Origin of the sequence: Streptomyces sp. NPDC060064 (assembly GCF_042736455.1) — a bacterium.
Lineage (GTDB): Bacteria > Actinomycetota > Actinomycetes > Streptomycetales > Streptomycetaceae > Streptomyces.
In genome coordinates, this window is record NZ_JBHWWF010000005.1 from 240346 (window position 1) to 257412 (window position 17067).

14 protein-coding genes and 1 pseudogene are annotated in these 17067 nt (G+C 69.7%); 8 read left to right on the forward strand and 7 right to left on the reverse strand.

Annotated elements, in window-relative coordinates; translation table 11 throughout:
* Positions 1 to 254 precede the first annotated feature (254 nt).
* Positions 255 to 1400, reverse strand: a complete 1146-nt coding sequence (locus ACFWDI_RS09180; protein WP_385302458.1) for an RNA polymerase sigma factor — start codon at positions 1398 to 1400, stop codon at positions 255 to 257.
* Positions 1401 to 1417: 17 nt separating this feature from the next.
* Positions 1418 to 1825, reverse strand: coding sequence for a YciI family protein (locus tag ACFWDI_RS09185; RefSeq protein ID WP_385302332.1), 408 nt, complete (start codon positions 1823 to 1825; stop codon positions 1418 to 1420).
* A gap of 302 nt (positions 1826 to 2127) precedes the next feature.
* Here ACFWDI_RS09185 and ACFWDI_RS09190 point away from each other — a divergent pair, with 302 nt between their 5' ends.
* The 7 genes from ACFWDI_RS09190 (at position 2128) to ACFWDI_RS09220 (ending at position 10789) form a co-directional block, all read left to right on the forward strand.
* Positions 2128 to 2490: a hypothetical protein gene (locus tag ACFWDI_RS09190; RefSeq protein ID WP_385302334.1), complete on the forward strand. Its 363-nt coding sequence runs from the start codon at positions 2128 to 2130 to the stop codon at positions 2488 to 2490.
* A gap of 148 nt (positions 2491 to 2638) precedes the next feature.
* Positions 2639 to 4051, forward strand: a complete 1413-nt coding sequence (locus ACFWDI_RS09195; RefSeq protein WP_385302335.1) for a family 2B encapsulin nanocompartment shell protein — start codon at positions 2639 to 2641, stop codon at positions 4049 to 4051.
* 178 nt (positions 4052 to 4229) lie between these two features.
* Positions 4230 to 5480: a family 2 encapsulin nanocompartment cargo protein terpene cyclase gene (locus ACFWDI_RS09200; protein WP_385302336.1), complete on the forward strand. Its 1251-nt coding sequence runs from the start codon at positions 4230 to 4232 to the stop codon at positions 5478 to 5480.
* Between the two features lie 32 nt (positions 5481 to 5512).
* Positions 5513 to 6370 (forward strand): geranyl diphosphate 2-C-methyltransferase, encoded by an 858-nt coding sequence (locus ACFWDI_RS09205; RefSeq protein ID WP_385302337.1) that lies wholly within the window; start codon positions 5513 to 5515, stop codon positions 6368 to 6370.
* Between the two features lie 521 nt (positions 6371 to 6891).
* Complete coding sequence (locus ACFWDI_RS09210) at positions 6892 to 8574, forward strand: protein kinase (RefSeq protein WP_385302339.1); 1683 nt, start codon at positions 6892 to 6894, stop codon at positions 8572 to 8574.
* A gap of 310 nt (positions 8575 to 8884) precedes the next feature.
* Positions 8885 to 9502 (forward strand): hypothetical protein, encoded by a 618-nt coding sequence (locus ACFWDI_RS09215; RefSeq protein WP_385302341.1) that lies wholly within the window; start codon positions 8885 to 8887, stop codon positions 9500 to 9502.
* Positions 9503 to 10522: 1020 nt separating this feature from the next.
* Complete coding sequence (locus ACFWDI_RS09220; RefSeq protein ID WP_385302343.1) at positions 10523 to 10789, forward strand: hypothetical protein; 267 nt, start codon at positions 10523 to 10525, stop codon at positions 10787 to 10789.
* A gap of 274 nt (positions 10790 to 11063) precedes the next feature.
* Here ACFWDI_RS09220 and ACFWDI_RS09225 read toward each other — a convergent pair.
* The 3 genes and pseudogenes from ACFWDI_RS09225 to ACFWDI_RS09235 form a co-directional block, all read right to left on the reverse strand.
* Positions 11064 to 11548 (reverse strand): annotated as a pseudogene (locus tag ACFWDI_RS09225) (AraC family transcriptional regulator); the annotation flags it as partial.
* 59 nt (positions 11549 to 11607) lie between these two features.
* Entirely contained in the window at positions 11608 to 12042 is a 435-nt protein-coding gene (locus ACFWDI_RS09230) for a VOC family protein (RefSeq protein WP_385302344.1), read from the reverse strand.
* 399 nt (positions 12043 to 12441) lie between these two features.
* Positions 12442 to 12792, reverse strand: coding sequence for a VOC family protein (locus ACFWDI_RS09235; protein ID WP_385302346.1), 351 nt, complete (start codon positions 12790 to 12792; stop codon positions 12442 to 12444).
* A 451-nt stretch (positions 12793 to 13243) separates the two neighbouring features.
* On the opposite strand from ACFWDI_RS09235, the gene ACFWDI_RS09240 reads away from it, so the two are divergent.
* Complete coding sequence (locus ACFWDI_RS09240) at positions 13244 to 13954, forward strand: AAA family ATPase (RefSeq protein ID WP_385302349.1); 711 nt, start codon at positions 13244 to 13246, stop codon at positions 13952 to 13954.
* A 58-nt stretch (positions 13955 to 14012) separates the two neighbouring features.
* On the opposite strand, the gene ACFWDI_RS09245 is transcribed toward ACFWDI_RS09240, so the two are convergent.
* Positions 14013 to 14840, reverse strand: coding sequence for an SDR family oxidoreductase (locus ACFWDI_RS09245; RefSeq protein ID WP_385302350.1), 828 nt, complete (start codon positions 14838 to 14840; stop codon positions 14013 to 14015).
* A gap of 283 nt (positions 14841 to 15123) precedes the next feature.
* The gene (locus tag ACFWDI_RS09250) at positions 15124 to 16824 is read right to left on the reverse strand and encodes an FAD-dependent monooxygenase (protein ID WP_385302460.1); all 1701 of its coding nucleotides are present in this window, start codon (positions 16822 to 16824) and stop codon (positions 15124 to 15126) included.
* Positions 16825 to 17067 lie beyond the last annotated feature (243 nt).

Genomic DNA, 17067 nt, shown 5'->3' on the forward strand with positions numbered 1-17067 from the left:
GGTGAGCCGCTTTTCAGCCAGCCGAACCATCGCAGATGGGTCACCTTCACCGGGCACTTCAGCGGGCACTTCAGCGGGCACTTCAGCGGGCAGGTCTACTGACACACCACGCCTCCAGCGCGTATGTCGTCGCAGCCAAGGTTCCCCGCCGGCAACGCGTCGTGCAGCTGGTCTCGACCCGCCTACTCACTTTGAGGCGACCGCTCTGGCCACGGGGCCGCGCCAAGTGTCACGGGAAAATCCGAGCGCGACCGTCAGCGACACCGGCGGGCGTTGAGCCGGGCGGCCTGGCGCGTCAGGTGGTCGCGCTCGGCGAGGTTGGGTGCCTTCTGAGCCGCCTCGGCGTACAGCCGTGCCGCCGTCGCAAGGTCGCCGTCGCGCTCGTGGAGGTACGCCGCCACCGCGGCGTGGCGGGGCAGTGAGTCGTCCAGCGCCACGAGCGCCGCCAGGCCGGCGCGCGGCCCGTCGGCCTCGCCGACGGCCACCGCGCGGTTGAGCAGGACGACCGGGCTGTCGGTCAGGCGCGCGAGCTCGTCGTACCACTCGACGATCTGCACCCAGTCGGTCTCCTCGGCGGTGGGCGCGTCGGCGTGGAGTGCCGCGATGGCGGCCTGGGCCTGGAACTCGCCCAGCCGGTCGCGGGCGAGGGCCGCCTGCAGGATCTCGACGCCCTCGGCGATCGACTCAGTGTCCCACCGGCCGCGGTCCTGCTCGGCGAGCGGCACCAGGCTGCCATCGGACGCGGTCCTGGCGGCGCGCCGGGCGTGGTGGAGCAGCATGAGGGCGAGCAGCCCCGCCACCTCGGGGTGGTCGATCGCGGCCGCGAGCTGCCGGGTGAGCCGAATGGCCTCGGCAGCGAGGTCGACGTCGCCGGAGTAGCCCTCGTTGAAGACCAAGTAGAGGACGCGAAGCACGGTGGCGACGTCGCCGGGCTGGTCGAACCGCACGCCGGAGACGGTGCGCTTGGCCCGGCTGATGCGTTGGGCCATGGTCGCCTCGGGCACCAGGTAGGCCTGGGCGATCTGACGGGTGGTCAGCCCGCCGACGGCGCGCAGCGTGAGCGCGACCGCGGACGACGCCGTCAGCGACGGGTGGGCGCACAGGAAGTAGAGCTGGAGTGTGTCGTCCACCGCGGGTGCGGGCCCGGGCACCGGCTCCTCGTCGACGAGGTCCTCACGCCGGCGGCGGGCGGCCTCCGCCCGGGTCGCGTCGAGGAACCGGCGCCAGGCCACGGTGACCAGCCACCCCTTCGCATCCCGCGGGGGGTCGGCCGGCCAGACGCGGACCGCCTCGACCAGCGCGTCCTGCACGGCGTCCTCGGCCGCCGCGAAATCGGCTCCGCGGCGGACGAGGATGCCGAGCACGCTCGGCGTGAGGCTACGGAGCAGGGCCTCGTTCATCTGAGTCACCTGAGAGGTCACTCCGTGATGGTGGGCGACACGCCGTAGAACGGGCGCAGCTCGAGCCACTCGTGGATCGGCTTCCCGCCCTTCCCAGGGGCGGCCGACAGTTCCCCGGCCAGCTCGACGGCGCGGTCGTAACTGTCGACGTCGATCACCATCCAGCCGGCGATGAGGTCCTTGGTCTCGGCGAACGGTCCGTCGGTGACCGGCGGGCGCCCCTCGCCGTCGTACCGGACGAACGTCCCCTCGGGGGCGAGCGCCTGACCGTCGACGAACTCGCCGGTCTTCTCGAGCCGGTCCGCGAAGTCCTGCATGTACTGCATGTGGGCCGAGATCTCCTCCGGCGTCCACTGGTCCATGGGCACGTCGTTGACCGCCGCCGGGGCGCCGCGGTAGTGCTTGAGCAGCAGGTACTTGGCCATCGTGTCTCTCCTCGGTGCTGGTACGACCCATTGTGGTCGCCTTCAATGCTGGGACGGAGCCGGTCACGGGTTCTCGACATCGCCGTCCGAACTTTTTTAAGAATCTCGTCGATGAGCCTGGATGAGCCGTCTCATGGTGTCCGCGTCCACGCCGTGGCGCGAGGGCGAGACGGAGCGAGGCCTTCCAAGATCAGCAGCGACCGAGCAACTGAATCAAGAGGAGGCCTCGCGTGCGTCACTGCACGTGTGGTCCTGACGCGTCGTGGTGCGCTCGGACCGATGAGTTGTTCGGCGTGGAGGGCATGCGCGCCCTCGACGTCACCCGCGATCCCGACGTCGGCGGTGGACAGGGTCTGGTGGTGCTGGACGTCGAGTCCGACGCTGATCCGACCGGCTGTCCGGACTGCGGGGTGGTCGCGGTCGGCCACGGCCGGCACCACCAGACCCTGCACGACGCCCCGTCTTTCGGCACGCCGGTGCGCACCTTGGAGATGGCTCGATCGGAGGCACGCGGGTTCGCAGAATCCTGGACCCCGAAGAGCCGGAACCCGCGCGAGAGTCGTTTTTCAGGCGCCTCTTCGGTACGAGTTCCGGTTTTGATGCGGACGCGGTTCTCGAGCTACTCCACCCGCGCCGAGATCACCTACGGCGCCGGCAGCGATTGACCGAATGTGGACGTTTGTGCGAAGAAACGACACGGTTGCCTGGCTACCCCGGACGGGAAAGGGGCATTCGCCTTCTTTCGTGTGATGACAGGCGAAGTGATGAAGAAGGAGGGTGAGTCGGCACCTACAGGAGAGCTGAGGATCCCGTATGACCGTTGAAGCCGACCGGGAAGCCGTGCAAGCGCAAGCGTCCGAGCAACAGAGTCTGGCGACGTCCGCCGCGCGGAACCTGGCGACGACCGCGAAGTCCGTTCCGCAGATGCAGGAGACCTCCTCGCGGTGGCTGCTACGGATGCTGCCGTGGGTGGATGTGCAGGGCGGAACCTACCGGGTGAACCGGCGGCTGAGCTACGCCGTGGGTGACGGGCGGGTGACGTTCGTGCAGACCGGCGGGCGGGTCTCGGTCATCCCGGCAGAGCTGGGGGAGCTGCCTGCGCTCAGGGGGTACGGCGACGAGGCTGTGCTGGGCGAGCTGGCCGGTCGTTGCGAGCAGGTCGACTGCGCGCCGGGCACGGTGCTGGCCCGTGCCGGCGACGCGAACGACCGCGTCTTCCTGCTGGCGCACGGCCGCGTCGACAAAGTTGGCACCGGACCGTACGGCGGAGACGCCGTCCTGGGATTCCTGGCCGACGGCGCCTACTTCGGCGACCAGTGTCTGACCGAAACGGAGCCGGCCTGGGAGTGCACGTTCCGCGCCACCACCGCCTGCACGGTGCTGGTGCTGTCCAAGAGGGACGTCGACAACCTCGCCGCACGCGCCCAGTCGCTGGGCAGCCACCTGGACACCGTCGCGGCGCTCCCGCAGCAGCGCACCAACAGGTACGGCGAAGCGGCGATCGACCTCGCGGCCGGACACGTGGGCGAGCCACTCATCCCCCACACCTTCGTCGACTACGAGCCCAAGCCGCGCGAGTACGAGCTCTCCATCGCGCAGACGGTCCTGAAAATCCACAGCCGAATCGCCGACCTCTACAACGATCCGATGAACCAGACCGAGCAGCAGCTCCGCCTCACCCTCGAGGCGCTGCGCGAGCGCCAGGAACACGAGCTCGTCAACAACCCGGAGTTCGGGCTGCTCAGCAACTGCGACTACGCGCAGCGACTCCATCCCCATGACGGGGTGCCCAGTCCCGACGACATGGACGAGCTGCTCTCGCGGCGGCGCGGCAACAAGTTCTTCCTCGCCCACCCCCGGGCCATCGCCGCGTTCGGCCGCGAGTGCAACAAGCGCGGCCTGTCCCTGGGGCGGGTGGACATCGGCGGCCACCGCATCCCTTCCTGGCGCGGTGTGCCGATCTATCCGTGCGGGAAGATCCCCGTCAGTGAAGCTCGTACGACCTCGATCCTGTGCATGCGCACGGGTGACGACGACCAGGGCGTGATCGGGCTGCGGCAGTCGGGGATCCCGGACGAGATCGAGCCGAGCCTGTCGGTGCGTTTCATGGGCATCGACGAGCAGGCGATCATTTCCTACCTCGTCACCGCCTACTACTCGGCCGCGATCCTGGTCCCCGACGCTCTCGGCATCCTGGAGAACGTCGAAGTCGGCCGCTGGCGCTGACCGCAGCTGACGGGCACCCCAACTGCCCCGCTGCCCCGGCGCGGCCGGCCGCACGCCGTCCGCGTCCGCTCACGCCTGCGCCCACGTATGACGCCCCACGCAGGCATGCCCCGCATACCGCGCACGCCCGGCCACCAGCAGGCGCGCCCACCTGCCTCATCCGAAAGGCACTCCTCGTATGACCCGAACCAGTGGCGTCGGCGTCCCCCCGTGGACATGGAACGGGCCGCCGGCCACCCACCCACCAGTCCTCCCCACGGCCCCGACACCCCGTACGACCGCGCAGGCCCTGCCGGCCCCGCCCTCGTACGTCACGCTTGAGCGCCTGCTGGCCGGCCCCGCCGGGCTGGGCACGGCCGCCGCCCGAGCCATCCGCTCCCTCACCCTGTCCACGGCGTCGCAAGTGGCGCAGTCCGCCCCACAGGACGAGGTCCCACCGTCCGCCACGCAAGACCCCTCGGCCGGCCAGGACACGGCGGTGCGGATCCCGCCCCTGTACTGCCCCGACGCGGTGCGTGACGACCCCGCCCTCGGGGAGGAGGTCAACAACCGTCTGGTCGACTGGGCCGCGGAGATCGGCATCTTCACCGGCCGCCTCGAACGCCTGCGCTCGCATCAGTTCGGGCGCCTGTTCATGCTCGCGCATCCCGACTGCGACGACCCCGACCGCCTGCTGGCGGCGGCCCGCTGCGGGCTCGCGGAATGGTCCGTGGACGACCACTGGGTCGACGAGGGCGACGACACAGAGCCGGAGCTCCTGGGCGCCCGCCTCGCGATGGCCCACGCGGTGGTCGACCCCGTCCGCCTCCCCGCCCGCTACCTCGCGCAGTTCGAAGAACTCGTTCACCGGCAGCCCGTCCTGCGCGCCTTCCGATCCAGCCTCGCCCACCTGTCCCAGATCGCCAGCACCACCCAAGTGGCACGTCTGCGCCACGAACTCGCCGTCATGTTCGTCGGATACGGGCAAGAAGCCGAATGGCGCAGCAGCGGGCGCAAGCCAGCGGTGTGGGAGTACCTCCTGCACCGTTACGAAAACGCCTTCTACCCCTGCATGGTGCTGATCGACCCGGTCGGCGGCTACGAACTGCCCGCCCACGAGTTCGCCGACCCCACCGTGCGCCGCACCTACCTCTACGCGGGGATGGCCAACGTCCTGCTCAACGACCTCTATTCGATGGCCAAGGAAGACCCCGGGGACACCAACCTGCCCAACCTCATCGCCGCCGAGGACAACTGCTCCCTCCAAGAAGCCGTCGACCGTACGGCAGCCATCCACGACGAACTCATGCACACCGTCGAGGCCGACTGCGCCGTCCTGGTAGCGGCCGGCTCCCCCCAGCTGCGGCGCTACCTGGCCGGTCTGTGGGCGTGGATGGGCGGCAGCAAACAGTGGCACGCGACCAGCGCCCGTTACCAGCACGCGAATTGAACCCGTAAAGAAACCTGCAAAAAGGAGAAGCCATGACTGTCCAGGGCACCGCCACCCATCCCCTGCGCAGCCTCTACCAGAAGTCCGTCGCCAACTACTGGAACGAGGAGAAGAACCCCGTCAACCTCCGCCTGGGCGAGGTCGACGGCATCTACCACCACCACTACGGCATCGGCGACGTGGACTGGTCCGTCCTCGAGGGCCCCGAGGAAACCCGCCAGGAACGCCTCACGGCCGAGCTCCATCGCCTGGAATGCGCCCAGGCCGACCTGCTGATGACCCACCTCGGCGACATCACCCCTGCGGACCGCCTCATGGACTCCGGTTCGGGCCGCGGCGGCAGCAGCTTCGTCGCCCACAGCCGCTTCGGCTGTCGCGTCGACGGCGTCTCCATCTCCGAAACCCAGGTCGCCTTTGCCAACGGCCAGGCCAAGGAACGCGGAGTAGAGGACAAGGTCCGCTTCCACCTCAAGAACATGCTCCACAGCGGCTTCGAGAGCGACAGTTTCCAGGCCATCTGGAACAACGAGAGCACCATGTACGTGGACCTGGCCCTCTTGTTCCCCGAATACGCCAGGCTCCTCAAGCACGGCGGTCGCTACGTCACTATCACCGGCTGCTACAACGACGCCTACGGACTGCCGTCCCGGGCCGTCAGCGAGATCAACGCCCACTACATCTGCAGCATTCATCCCCGCAGCAGCTACTTCAAGGAAATGGCCGCCAACCGCCTCGTCCCCGTCAGCGTCATTGACCTCACCGCGGCCACCATCCCCTACTGGGAACTGCGCGCCAAGTCACCCCTGGCCACCGGCATCGAGAAGGCCTTCCTGGACGCCTACAAGGACGGCAGTTTCCAGTATCTGCTGGTCGCAGCAGACAAGGTCTGAACCGCGCCGGTCACCGAGCCGCCTGGTCCCGGCACCTCGGCCGGCCCCCAGGGGAGAGCCTGTTCACACCAGTCCATGAGGCCTCGCTCCTGTCTGATCCCAAGACGCTCCCATAAACCGCTGGTTGCGCCCTGCACTGCCGCGAGGCTCGCCGGTACTGCTCGAACATGCTCGGACATCGCAGCTGTCCCAGTGATCTGTCCGATGCCCGCCGGGAGTTGATCGAGCCGGTCCTGCCCGCCTGGCGTGCCGAGCGTAGAGGCAGGGGCCTCGACGTGTGTGGTCTCGGTTCTTGCTGGGGTTTTGTGGTTGTTCTGGGTGGTTGTGGCGGCTGGTGGCCTGCCGGGGGGCCAGGGAGCCTCGCCTGCCTTCGCCGTAGTTTCGAGCCGCTGCCGACCCTTGGCAGCGCGCAGCCGATGGCGTCGGGTGACGCTGGTGTGCGCCATGGGCAGATGCTGCCGGCGGCCGATGATCGGTGCCCGGTCTGCAGGGTGTCACCGGCGTCTCGTAGGCTCCCGGCCATGAGCGACGGGGAATCCGGCAGACGGGTCATCGATGGACGCTTCGAGCTGGAGGCGCGGCTCGGTGGCGGCGGTATGGGGATGGTGTGGCGGGCGCGTGATCTGGTGCTGGACCGGGCGGTGGCACTCAAGGAGGTGCGGCCGTCCGATCCGGGGCTTGCGGAGTACGACCCGGAGGCGGCGGCGATGCTGCGGGCCCGGGTACTGCGGGAGGCGCGGGCGCTCGCCCGAGCGGACCATCCCAACGTGGTGACTATCCACCACGTGGTGGACGACGGTGGGCTCGCCTACCCGTGGCTCGTCATGGAGCTGGTGACCGGCGGATCGCTCCAGGACCGGCTGGACAAGGGGCCGATGGCGCCCGTCGAGGCCGCCCGGCTCGGGCGAGAGGTGCTGGCCGCGCTGCGGGCCGCACACGACGTCGGGATCCAGCACCGGGACGTCAAGCCCGCGAACGTGCTGCTGCGGCCGGACGGCCGCCCGGTGCTCACCGACTTCGGCATCGCCGCGATCAGGGAGTCGACCGTCCTGACCGCGACCGGGTCCATCATTGGCACGCCCGACTACATGGCCCCCGAGCGGATCTCCGGCGACGACGGCGGGCCCGCCTCCGACCTGTGGTCGCTGGCGATGATGCTGTACGTCGCCGTCGAGGGGAACAATCCGCTGCGCAGGGCGACAACGCTGGCGACGCTGGCGGCCGTCCTCCGCGAGGAGCTTCCGCCGCCTCGCCGGGCGGGGCCCCTGACCGGGGTGCTGGCCGCCGTACTCGTGAAGGACCCGGCCGCGCGGCCGGACCCGGATACCGTCGACCGGATGCTCGCGGCTGCCGTGGAGGGCGGCCCGAGCGCTCCGAGGGGGACCGGCGAGCCCACGTCGTACCGGCTGACGCCTCCGCCGGGAGCGGCGACCGGGCCGTCCGTACCGCCAGGCTTCGGACAGCCGACTCCGCAGCATGCCGTGCCGGGACCGGCAGGGCCGCCGACTCCCTACCCAGCGGGCCCGACGCGGCAGACTCCGCACCGGCCGAACCGTGGGAAGCACCGGATCGCGGTCGCGACGTCCGTCGTAGGCACCGTACTGATCGGCGTCCTGGTGTGGGCCCTGTTGCCGGACGGCAACAAGCAGGGTGGCGACACGGCGTCGAACTCACCAGGTGGTTCCTACGTCACCGGATCGCGGACACCGACTCCCACGCCCACTTCCGCACCCTCGAACTCCGTCGCGAAGAAAGATCTGCTGACACCGGAAGGCATCCGGACGGCGGTCAAGGAGATCAAGGCCGCGACGGGCACCGACCGTGCGTCCGACCTCACAGTCTACCCGGAGTACGTGTCCGTGGACATCATGGTCAAGGGCAGCAACACGCGGTACGACAGCTACACCTACCGCGTCGGCGAGGGAGTGGTGAAGGGCATCATCAGCAGCACGCTGTCGGGCGGCGACCGCCCGTTCAGCCTGGACGATTTCGACTGGGACGTCGTCCCCGCCCTGCTGAGAAGGGCGGAGAAGGACCTGAACGTGAAGAAGCCGACCATGCGCTACCTCGTGGTCCGGCCCGCCGACGAAACCTTCCACACCCCTCTCGGCCTGGCGGTCTACCTCGCCGACGACTACGCCACGGGCTACCTGGACGCCGATCTCAAGGGCAAGGTGACGCGGGTGATGCCGGCCGAGAGCTGACCCGCCGTCGGCTACGCGCAGGCGGAGTGGCCGACAAGCGCGGCCCAGGCCCCGGGAGTTACGTCCTTGCCGGCCACCGGCCGGTACAACTTCCCTTGTTGACTGGCTTGATGCGGGTCAACAGGTCGAGGCTCAGCAATCTCGCGCTGCCGAACCCGAGTTCCGACTTCGTGCGGATAGTTCAAGTGGATCACCCTTCGGTGTGCCGTTCCGGGCGTCGGAGAATTCTGTGGGGTCGCCCCCACACATTCCTCACGACAGGTGAGTAGAGTCCGTCCCCAACACCCCACGCACACGTCAGGAGCCCCTCATGCCCGCACAGGAGAACACCACCCTCAAAACCGAGTACGCCGACAAGGTGCGCGCCGATCTGGAGAGGAACCGTTCGGAACAGGAGCGCATCCGCGCGGAGATCGAGACACTGCAGGCCCAACTGGCCACCCTGGAGTCCGATCACGCTCTTCTGGAGAGCATGAGCGCAGCCCTGGGCGACGAGACCGCAGCCGCCGTGCCCGCACCCCGCCGCGGCAGGAAGACGGCCGGTACCACACCGGCCAAGAAGACGACCGTGACGAAGACCGCCGCAGCGGCCAGGAAGACCGCCGTGACGAAGACCGCCGCGAAGAAGTCCGCGGCGAAGACGGCCGTACAGAAGCCCGCGGACACGGTCCCGCCGCTCACCGACCTGATCCACCAGCACCTCAGCGGCCAGAGCGAGCCGCGTACTGCACGCGAGATCGCCACAGCACTCGCCGAGACGCACCCGACCCGCAACATCAGCGACAACCTCGTACGCACCACCACCGAGCGTCTGGTGGCCCGCAGTCGGGTCGAGCGGGCCAAGCAGGGCTCGACCGTTTACTACACGGCCATCAAGACCGAGACTGCGCCTGGGCCCGCCGAGGAGACCACCGCAGCTGCCTCCTGATCCAAGGCTCCCGCTCCCGCAGGGCATCGGGGCCCGGCAGGCGGCAGATCACCGCCGGGCCCGGGGTGTCAACGCCGCTGCCCGCCCCGGGGAGAGCGCCGCTGGGCGCGCCGGGCCTGACCAGGTGCACGACGCGGGTCATCGTCCCCGCCGGCGGGGGTGGGGGAGGAGAACCCGACTGCCACAGCAGCCGGTGCGGCGGGCGACGGAACACGCTGCCCGGCCCGCTCGGGCCGCTTCAACGATTCTGATGCGGCCGGGCGCGCCATGGGGGCGGGGAGGCCGACGACGCGCGTGTGGGTCATCAACGGCGCACACACAGTGCACACTTCAGCGAGGTGCCACACGCGGCCCACGGCTGGATCATGTCGCAGTACCAGCACCGTTCCGCCCGAGCAGTGGACCCGCATGCCCTCGTGGGCGGCACACTCCGCCGCGCGGCACTGACATGAGGCGTAGGCCCGTACCCTCGCGGCCTTGGCGTGCGAGGCGGCGTGCAGGGCGGCGAACCGGCGCAGCCCGGCCACGTCCCGTGACCGTGCAGGCATGGTGCAGGCACCCGTCGAGCAGGACACGGTGGCCGTCCGGTCGGCATGGCCGGTCAGCCGTACCGTCCAGGTGCGGCCCTGCATACGCCCGGTAGGGGTCTCAGTGGAGGTAGTGCTCACGCGCAGCCGTCCGTTCGAGGAGGTCACAGGGTGATGTCGACAACATGATGACTTCCCCGCCGCGCCGAGGTCAGCACCTGCCGGCGTCCACGAGTTGGAATCCCGCGCGGTGCGTCGCCGACCCGACGGCCGTCCGGTCGGACGGTGCCGGTCAGCCGTCTGCCACGCGGAACACTCCACGCACACCTTGACCGGCAGCGTGAAACCGCGATGTGTGGATGCCCGCGGCCAGAGCGCTGTACCGCGGATACCGGCACTGTGCCAGAACCGGCTGCACCGGCTTACCTCGCGTGCGCTGGAGCGGGAGCCTTCCCGGGGCTTGTTGTCAGTGGTGGTCGGGATGATGGTGGGCATGGACGAGTTGATGCGGGGCCGGGTGTACGGGGCGGACCATGAGGACCCCGATCCGGGTCCCCAGCCGGGCCACGTCTACCGGGAGCTGGTGGGTGGACCGCTGGACGGGCTGCTGCTGGATGTGACCGGATGGAGCGCGGCACAACTGGCCGCCGGCGCGGCTCTTCCCACCGAAATCAGTGCCTTCGGGCCCGGCGGGCGAGCGACGTACGGGCCACGCGCCGATGACGTGAGGCATTGGGACTGGCGGGGCGACATCCGCTGACCTTCCGAGGGCTTGCGGTCCCAGGGGCTGACGCGCCGAGCGGCACCGGCGTCCTGTCCCGGCGTCGCGTCACCTGTGCCACCAGAACGAACGCGACCGCCGGGACGATGCCGACAAACCTCGAGGCCGTCGCCATCGGCACGGAAGAAGACGTACATGGCCAAGGAGTTCAGCAAGCGGGGCATCGCGTCAACGCCGTCGCGCCGGGTTCCACCCGCACCCGGATCGGCGACGACGCCTTCGAGCGGTTCCCCGAGGTGATCCGGGCCTCGCAGCGAAGACAGCGCGGCCGACTGAGGGGGACGGAGACCTGGCTCTGGCCGCCCTGGCGTCTGAGGTACATCACCAACTGCCGCGCCACTGACAGGGCTACGTCCCCGCCCAGGTCCTCGGCCACCAGAGCCAGAGCCAGGTCCAGGCAGGCGCTGATCCCGGCCCCGGTCCACAGCCGGCCGCCGCCAGCAGGTGCGCGCCCACACAAACCGACGCCACCCGCCGGGCGTGCGGGGCGGTCTCCTTAACCCAGGCCACGACATCGGTGTCTATGCGGGCGGTGGGGCCGTCGTCGGTCATGTCAACCGCGCCGGGCACCAGCAGCGTGTCCACTTGGCGGAGCCGGACCAGATCACCTGAGACCACATCCGGCGGCCGGTCACCCAGGACCAGATCATCGAACTTGTCGTAGTCTGTCGAACCGGCCGGACGGCTCGCCCGTCCCGAGCGCCTGGTCCGGCGATCTGTGCCACAGCGCCCTGACAGGGCGGGGGCGGTTCTTCATCTCGGCTCATGGGGCCGGAACGAGGACAGGTTCGCGGCCCTCAGTCGATACAGAACTCGTTGCCCTCGATGTCCTGCATCGGGATGCACGACTCGTTGACGCCATCGGCATACAGCGTTTGCACGTGTACCGCGCCGAGCGGGACCAGTCGTGCGCATTCGGCTTCAAGTGCGGCGAGGCGCTCTTTACCCACGAGTCCGGTGCCGACCCGCACGTCAAGATGCAGCCGGTTCTTGGCGGCCTTGCCTTCGGGGACGCGCTGGAAGTACAGGCGCGGGCCCACACCTGAGGGATCACTGCAGGCGAACCATGAATCCCGCTGCTCAGGTGGCTGCGAGCGCTTGAAATCGTCCCAAGTGGCAAAAGGCTCCGGTGGCGGTGGTACGACGTACCCCAACACCTCGCACCAGAAACGAGCGAGTCGCTCAGGTTCTGCGCAGTCGAAGGTGACTTGGAACTTCTTGATCGACGTCATCGGTCCACCGTAGTGGGGCGTGCTGTTCACGGAGAACCCGGGTTTCATCGCTGTGCGGGTCGAGGTCTCGCGTGACATGAGTAGCGCCAACGGACCAGATCACCCGAGACAGGGGCCAATTCGCATGAGACGGGACATCTGCCCCGGCCTCTCGGCCTCGCCGCATGAGTAACCGGTGTCATCGAAGTCAGTCAGTCGGTCGCGGCGCCCTTGACCTGCAGCGACTATGTTCGACGATACGACGACACGACGACACGACGACCGAGCGTCGAGCGACGGGCCGAACTGTTACGAACCGCTACGAGCGATTCCGATGTGGACGGCCTCCCTGTTGTGGCGGCGCCACCGACGGTCCGCGGCCACCCTGAGATTCGTCATGCTGAGCTGAGTGCTGTGGGGTCACAGGCTGTGGGCGATGGGGTGCAGCGGTTCGTACAGCGGGAGTTCGGCGCCGCTGGGGAGCCGGATCGCAGTCAGTTTGCCCCAGCGCTGTTCGGTGACCGCGCGGGTGATCTCGACGCCCTGCGCGCGGAACTCGCCGAGCTGGGAATCAAGGTCATCGCACATCAGGAAGAGCTCTTGCTGGGGCGGGCCGTCGGTCGGGTGCACGGCCACCTCGACCGGGGGCAGCTTGAAGATGAGCCAGCCGCCGCCCGCGTCGACGCCGGGAAAGTCGAGGACGTCACGGATGAAGGCACGGTCCGCCTCGGCGTCCTGGCTGTAGAGGATGACATGTGCACCGCTGATCATGGCTGGCTCCTGCCCGTCGACGTGCTGGCGGTCGTGTCCCCGGCATCCTGGCACGCTCAGGTACAAGGGCCTTCGACTCCATTGGATGACACGACGACTGAGTTGCATGACAACGGACAGCCCGCCAACTGTAGGGCCCGCTGGCCTTTTCAGTTGGCCTCTAGCGTTCAGGCGGTCCGCTGAGCGAAGCTTCCACAGCACCCCCACATCCGGCTGTTCGTGGGTTGTGCCGCCGGTCGGCGGCGTTGCCGAGGCTGCTTGGGCGCCCAGGGCATACTGCCGCGCGGGTTCACCGCCGGTACTGGCGTCAGACAGCCGACTCCCCGTCGGTGGATTCAGGATGGTCGCCCGTCTCCGCGTGCGCCGGGTCTTCTGCGATGAGAGCGACTGCCGGCTCGGCCGCCGGGGCGCAGAGCCGTACGTCTTCTGAGTCCTGGGCGACACTGGTCGGGTGATTGTCGAACGCGCGTATGCCCATCTCTCCTCGTACGACGAAAACGCCTGGCCTTGGTCGGTGCCCTGCGTCCGGCAGCTGCTTGACGAAGGGCTGCGCTTCACCGAGCCGGTGACCTTTCTGGTCGGTGAGAACGGCTCGGGGAAGTCGACTTTGGTCGAGGCGCTGGCGGAGGGGTTCGGTCTGGACTCCTACGGCGGCTCCCACGACTGGCGCTACGCCTCCTCGCGTGGCAAGTCGGTGCTCGGCGAGCGGATGAGGTTCGACGCGGCCGCGCGCGGGCGCCGTATGGCAACCAGCTGGTCGGCCCGCAAGGGCTTCTTCCTGCGGGCCGAGACCGCGCTGGACGCCCTGGGCAGGGAGGGGTTTTCGCCGGAATCGGTCAGCCATGGTGAGGGCTTCCTCGCGGCGTTCCGCGGGAAGTTCCTCCACACCGGGCTCTATGTCCTGGACGAGCCGGAGGCGGCGCTCTCGTTCTCTTCGTGCCTCGAACTGATCGGGCACATCGACCGGTTGACGAAGGAGGGCGGCCAGGTCATCTGTGCCACGCACTCCCCGCTGCTGACCGCCCTGCCGGGCGCGGACATCATCGAGGTCGGCGAGCACGGCATGCGGAGGGTCGCCTGGCGGGAGCTCGGTGTCGTGGACCACTGGCGCCGCTATCTCGCCGACCCGCACGCCTACCTGCGGCACATCGTGGAGCCGTAGGCGGCGCCTTCAGCTGTCGCCCGCCGGTGCAATGCCGTCGGGGCGAAAGAGGTACCAGTCAGCGCTTGCGACGTAGGAAGTCGCGGGCGCCGCGCAGGTTGGTACGCAATGTGCGTTGCGTCCGAGTGCTGTCCAAGCGGACGTCCAGCGCTCCCGGGGAACCCGTATCGGCGCGGCGACCCGCGGTCAGCATCGAGGCGTCCAATTCATCGCGGTCGGCGATCAGGACACCGAGCTCATGACGGCTGACTGCATCTGATCCTGCAAGGTGGCACACGCCTTCATGATCGGAGACGGTCAGCTCAAGAATGGCCAGGGCGAGGTCGGCGACATGAACGGGGCACCGGATGTCATCGGTGAACAGCACGCCACTTCGTCGCCCGGTGGCCAGATCGTGGGTGAATGCCTCGTGCGCGGAGCCACCGCTGCCGATGATCAGCGAGGTGCGAGCGATGACGGCGGCCGGGGCGAACAGGCGGATCGCCGTTTCGGCCGCAGCCTTCGCAGCCCCGTATGGGGTGATCGGATCCGGCGTGGCGGATTCGTCGTAGCGGACGTCGGCGCCGGAGAAGACGGCGTCACTGGACACATGCACCAGCCGGGCTCCGTGCTGAGTGGCGGCCATCGCCAGGCAAATGGCGCCGTCGGCTGTGGTTGTCCAGTCGGCCTTGCGGTACGCCGCATTGATGACAACGCCCGGCTGGGACTCCCTGAGCGCCAATGTGATCTCCTCGCTGCGACGTAGGTCCATGGGCAGCCAGTGGATCCCGGGGATGTCGCCGGCGCGGGTTGCGAAGGTCGCCGTCACGGTGTGTCCGGTTGCCAAAGCCTGCTGGGCCAACTCGCGGCCCAGGAAGCCACTGCCGCCTACGATCAGGATGTTCATGATCCGCCACGTTAGGGCCCCGCGTTTCGTCACGTCATCCGGCTACCGGGTCAGCTCCGACGCTCAGCGGGGCCACATCAAGCGCTAAAGGGCCAACTGAAGCGCTCAGACGCAACTCGTAGCCCTTTTTGCCCATTCGCGCCATTCAACGGTCAGGGCCTGACGAGTCGGGGCTGCCTACCGGGCACGTTCGTGCGCCGACGGGCTTCTGCGTTCCGCCGCGGGCGGCGGCGCAGTAGCGGCCGGCAGCCGCGGCGACCTTCGGCGCGGCAGCCCGCGGTGCTCACGGCGGCGCGGAGAGGGCCACGAGGTAGGCGGACAGGGCCGCTGTGGTGCCGGCGAGTGGGAAGCGGGCGCCGAGCTGCCCGTCCGGGCTGACGACGAAGCCGGTCGGGCCGTCGGGGCGGAAGAGCCGGGCGAACTCCCCGGCCGCGTCGCGGTATCCGGGTACGGCCAGGGTGCCGGAGGCGGTTGGTGCGGCTTCGCGGGCGAGGACGGCGATGGCCTGCAGGCCGGTCCCGGGGTCCGGGCCGTCGGAGGTGCCGGGGCTGCCGCCGCGCACTCGCCGCACCCAGGCAGCCCCAGCCGCGTCGGCGGCCTCGGCCAGGTCGGCGGTGTCGGCCGCGTACAGAAGCAGCACGTGCCCCGTGCGGCCGCGCAGGACGTCGAGCAGGCGCAGCGGGTAGGTGGCGACGGGGGTGGTCAGGCCGGCGCAGTCCGGGGCCCGGTCGCCGGGCTGGGGCGCGTCGGCCGGCCCGTACGGGCTGCCGGCAAGCGGGCCGCCCCGGTAGCCGACGAGCAGTTGGGCCTCGCGGAGCATCAGGGTCCGCGGGTCGTCGGGGTCGGTCTCGATGCCGTGGGTGGCGTGCCGGACGGTCCGGCCGACGACCTCTTCGCCGACCGGGCGGCGTTCGGCGTCGTAGCTGGCGAGCAGGGCGGGCCCGGCCTCCCCGTGGACGACGAGGGCGAGTTTCCAGGCCAGGTTGCAGGCGTCCTGGATACCGGTGTTCATGCCCTGGGCGCCGGTGGGCGGGTGGATGTGGGCGGCGTCGCCCGCGACGAAGACCCGGCCGTCGGCGTAGCGGTCGACGATCCGGTGGCTGATGCGGAAGACGGAGGACCAGCGCATTCGGGAGAGGGCGGCCGGACTGGGGGCCAGGCGGTCGACGACGGCCTGGATGTGGAACAACTCCGGGGCGCGGCCGCCCTCCAGGCCGTGCGCTACGCCATCGCCCTGCGTGGGCGCCCGGTTTGTCGCCCGGGTGGAGAGTTCGGGCGGGACCAGCATCGACATGCGGTAGCGGCTTGCGCCGGGCAGCGGGATGCAGACCAGCAGGTCGTCGGTGGAGCCGTCGTCGGCGCGGTGGCTGGAGCGTATGCCGTATCCGTGCGGAAGGTCCCATTCGGCCTCGACGTCGGCCAGCATGTACTCCTCGGGGAGGGCCCCGCCCTCGAAGCCGAGTCCCAGCCCCTTGCGGACGCTGCTGTGCGCGCCGTCGCAGCCGATCAGGTAGCGAGCACGGACCTCCTCAGCGGCGCCGGAGGCGGTGCCCAGCCGGGCGGTGACCCCGTCCGCGTCCTGGGTGAACGACAGCAGCTCGGTGTCGCGTTCGATGGCCGTGCCCAAGCTCGCGACGTATTCCTCCAGGAGGCGCTCGGTCTCGTACTGCGGCAGCGCGGCGAATCCGTAGGGCACCTCGGGCGGCAGTGCGAGGTCGATCCGCGCCTGCTCCCGGCCGTTGACGTAGATCAGCTGGCCGCGCAGCGGAACGGCGGCTTCCAGAAAGGTGCGGGCCAGGCCCATCCGGTCCCAGATTTCCATGGTGCGCGGCTGGATGCCGACCGCCTTGGCGTAGGGGAGGCGGGCCGGCAGCCGATCGACGAGACGGCAGCGCACCCCGCGGCGGCGGAGTTCGGCGGCCGCGCTCAGTCCGACCGGGCCGGCGCCCGCGATCAGTACGTCGGTTGCTTGGGTGTGCGCCACGGGTGCCTCCCAGTGCCTGGCCCCCGGGCCGGTCCCGTACTCATGGTCGCCCGGCGGGGCGCGGGCAGCGAGCCGGGCACCGAGGCCCAGGGCGCGGGTGCCCGCGGTGGGGGGATGTGGGCCGTCAGCGGGCAGCGTGGTGACGGGGCCGGGACGCACCCGCATTCGCGCAGGTCATGGCCGCGATCTGCGTCCCCCGGCCTGGCCCGGTGAGACGACGAACGCCGGTCGGCCGGCCCCCCA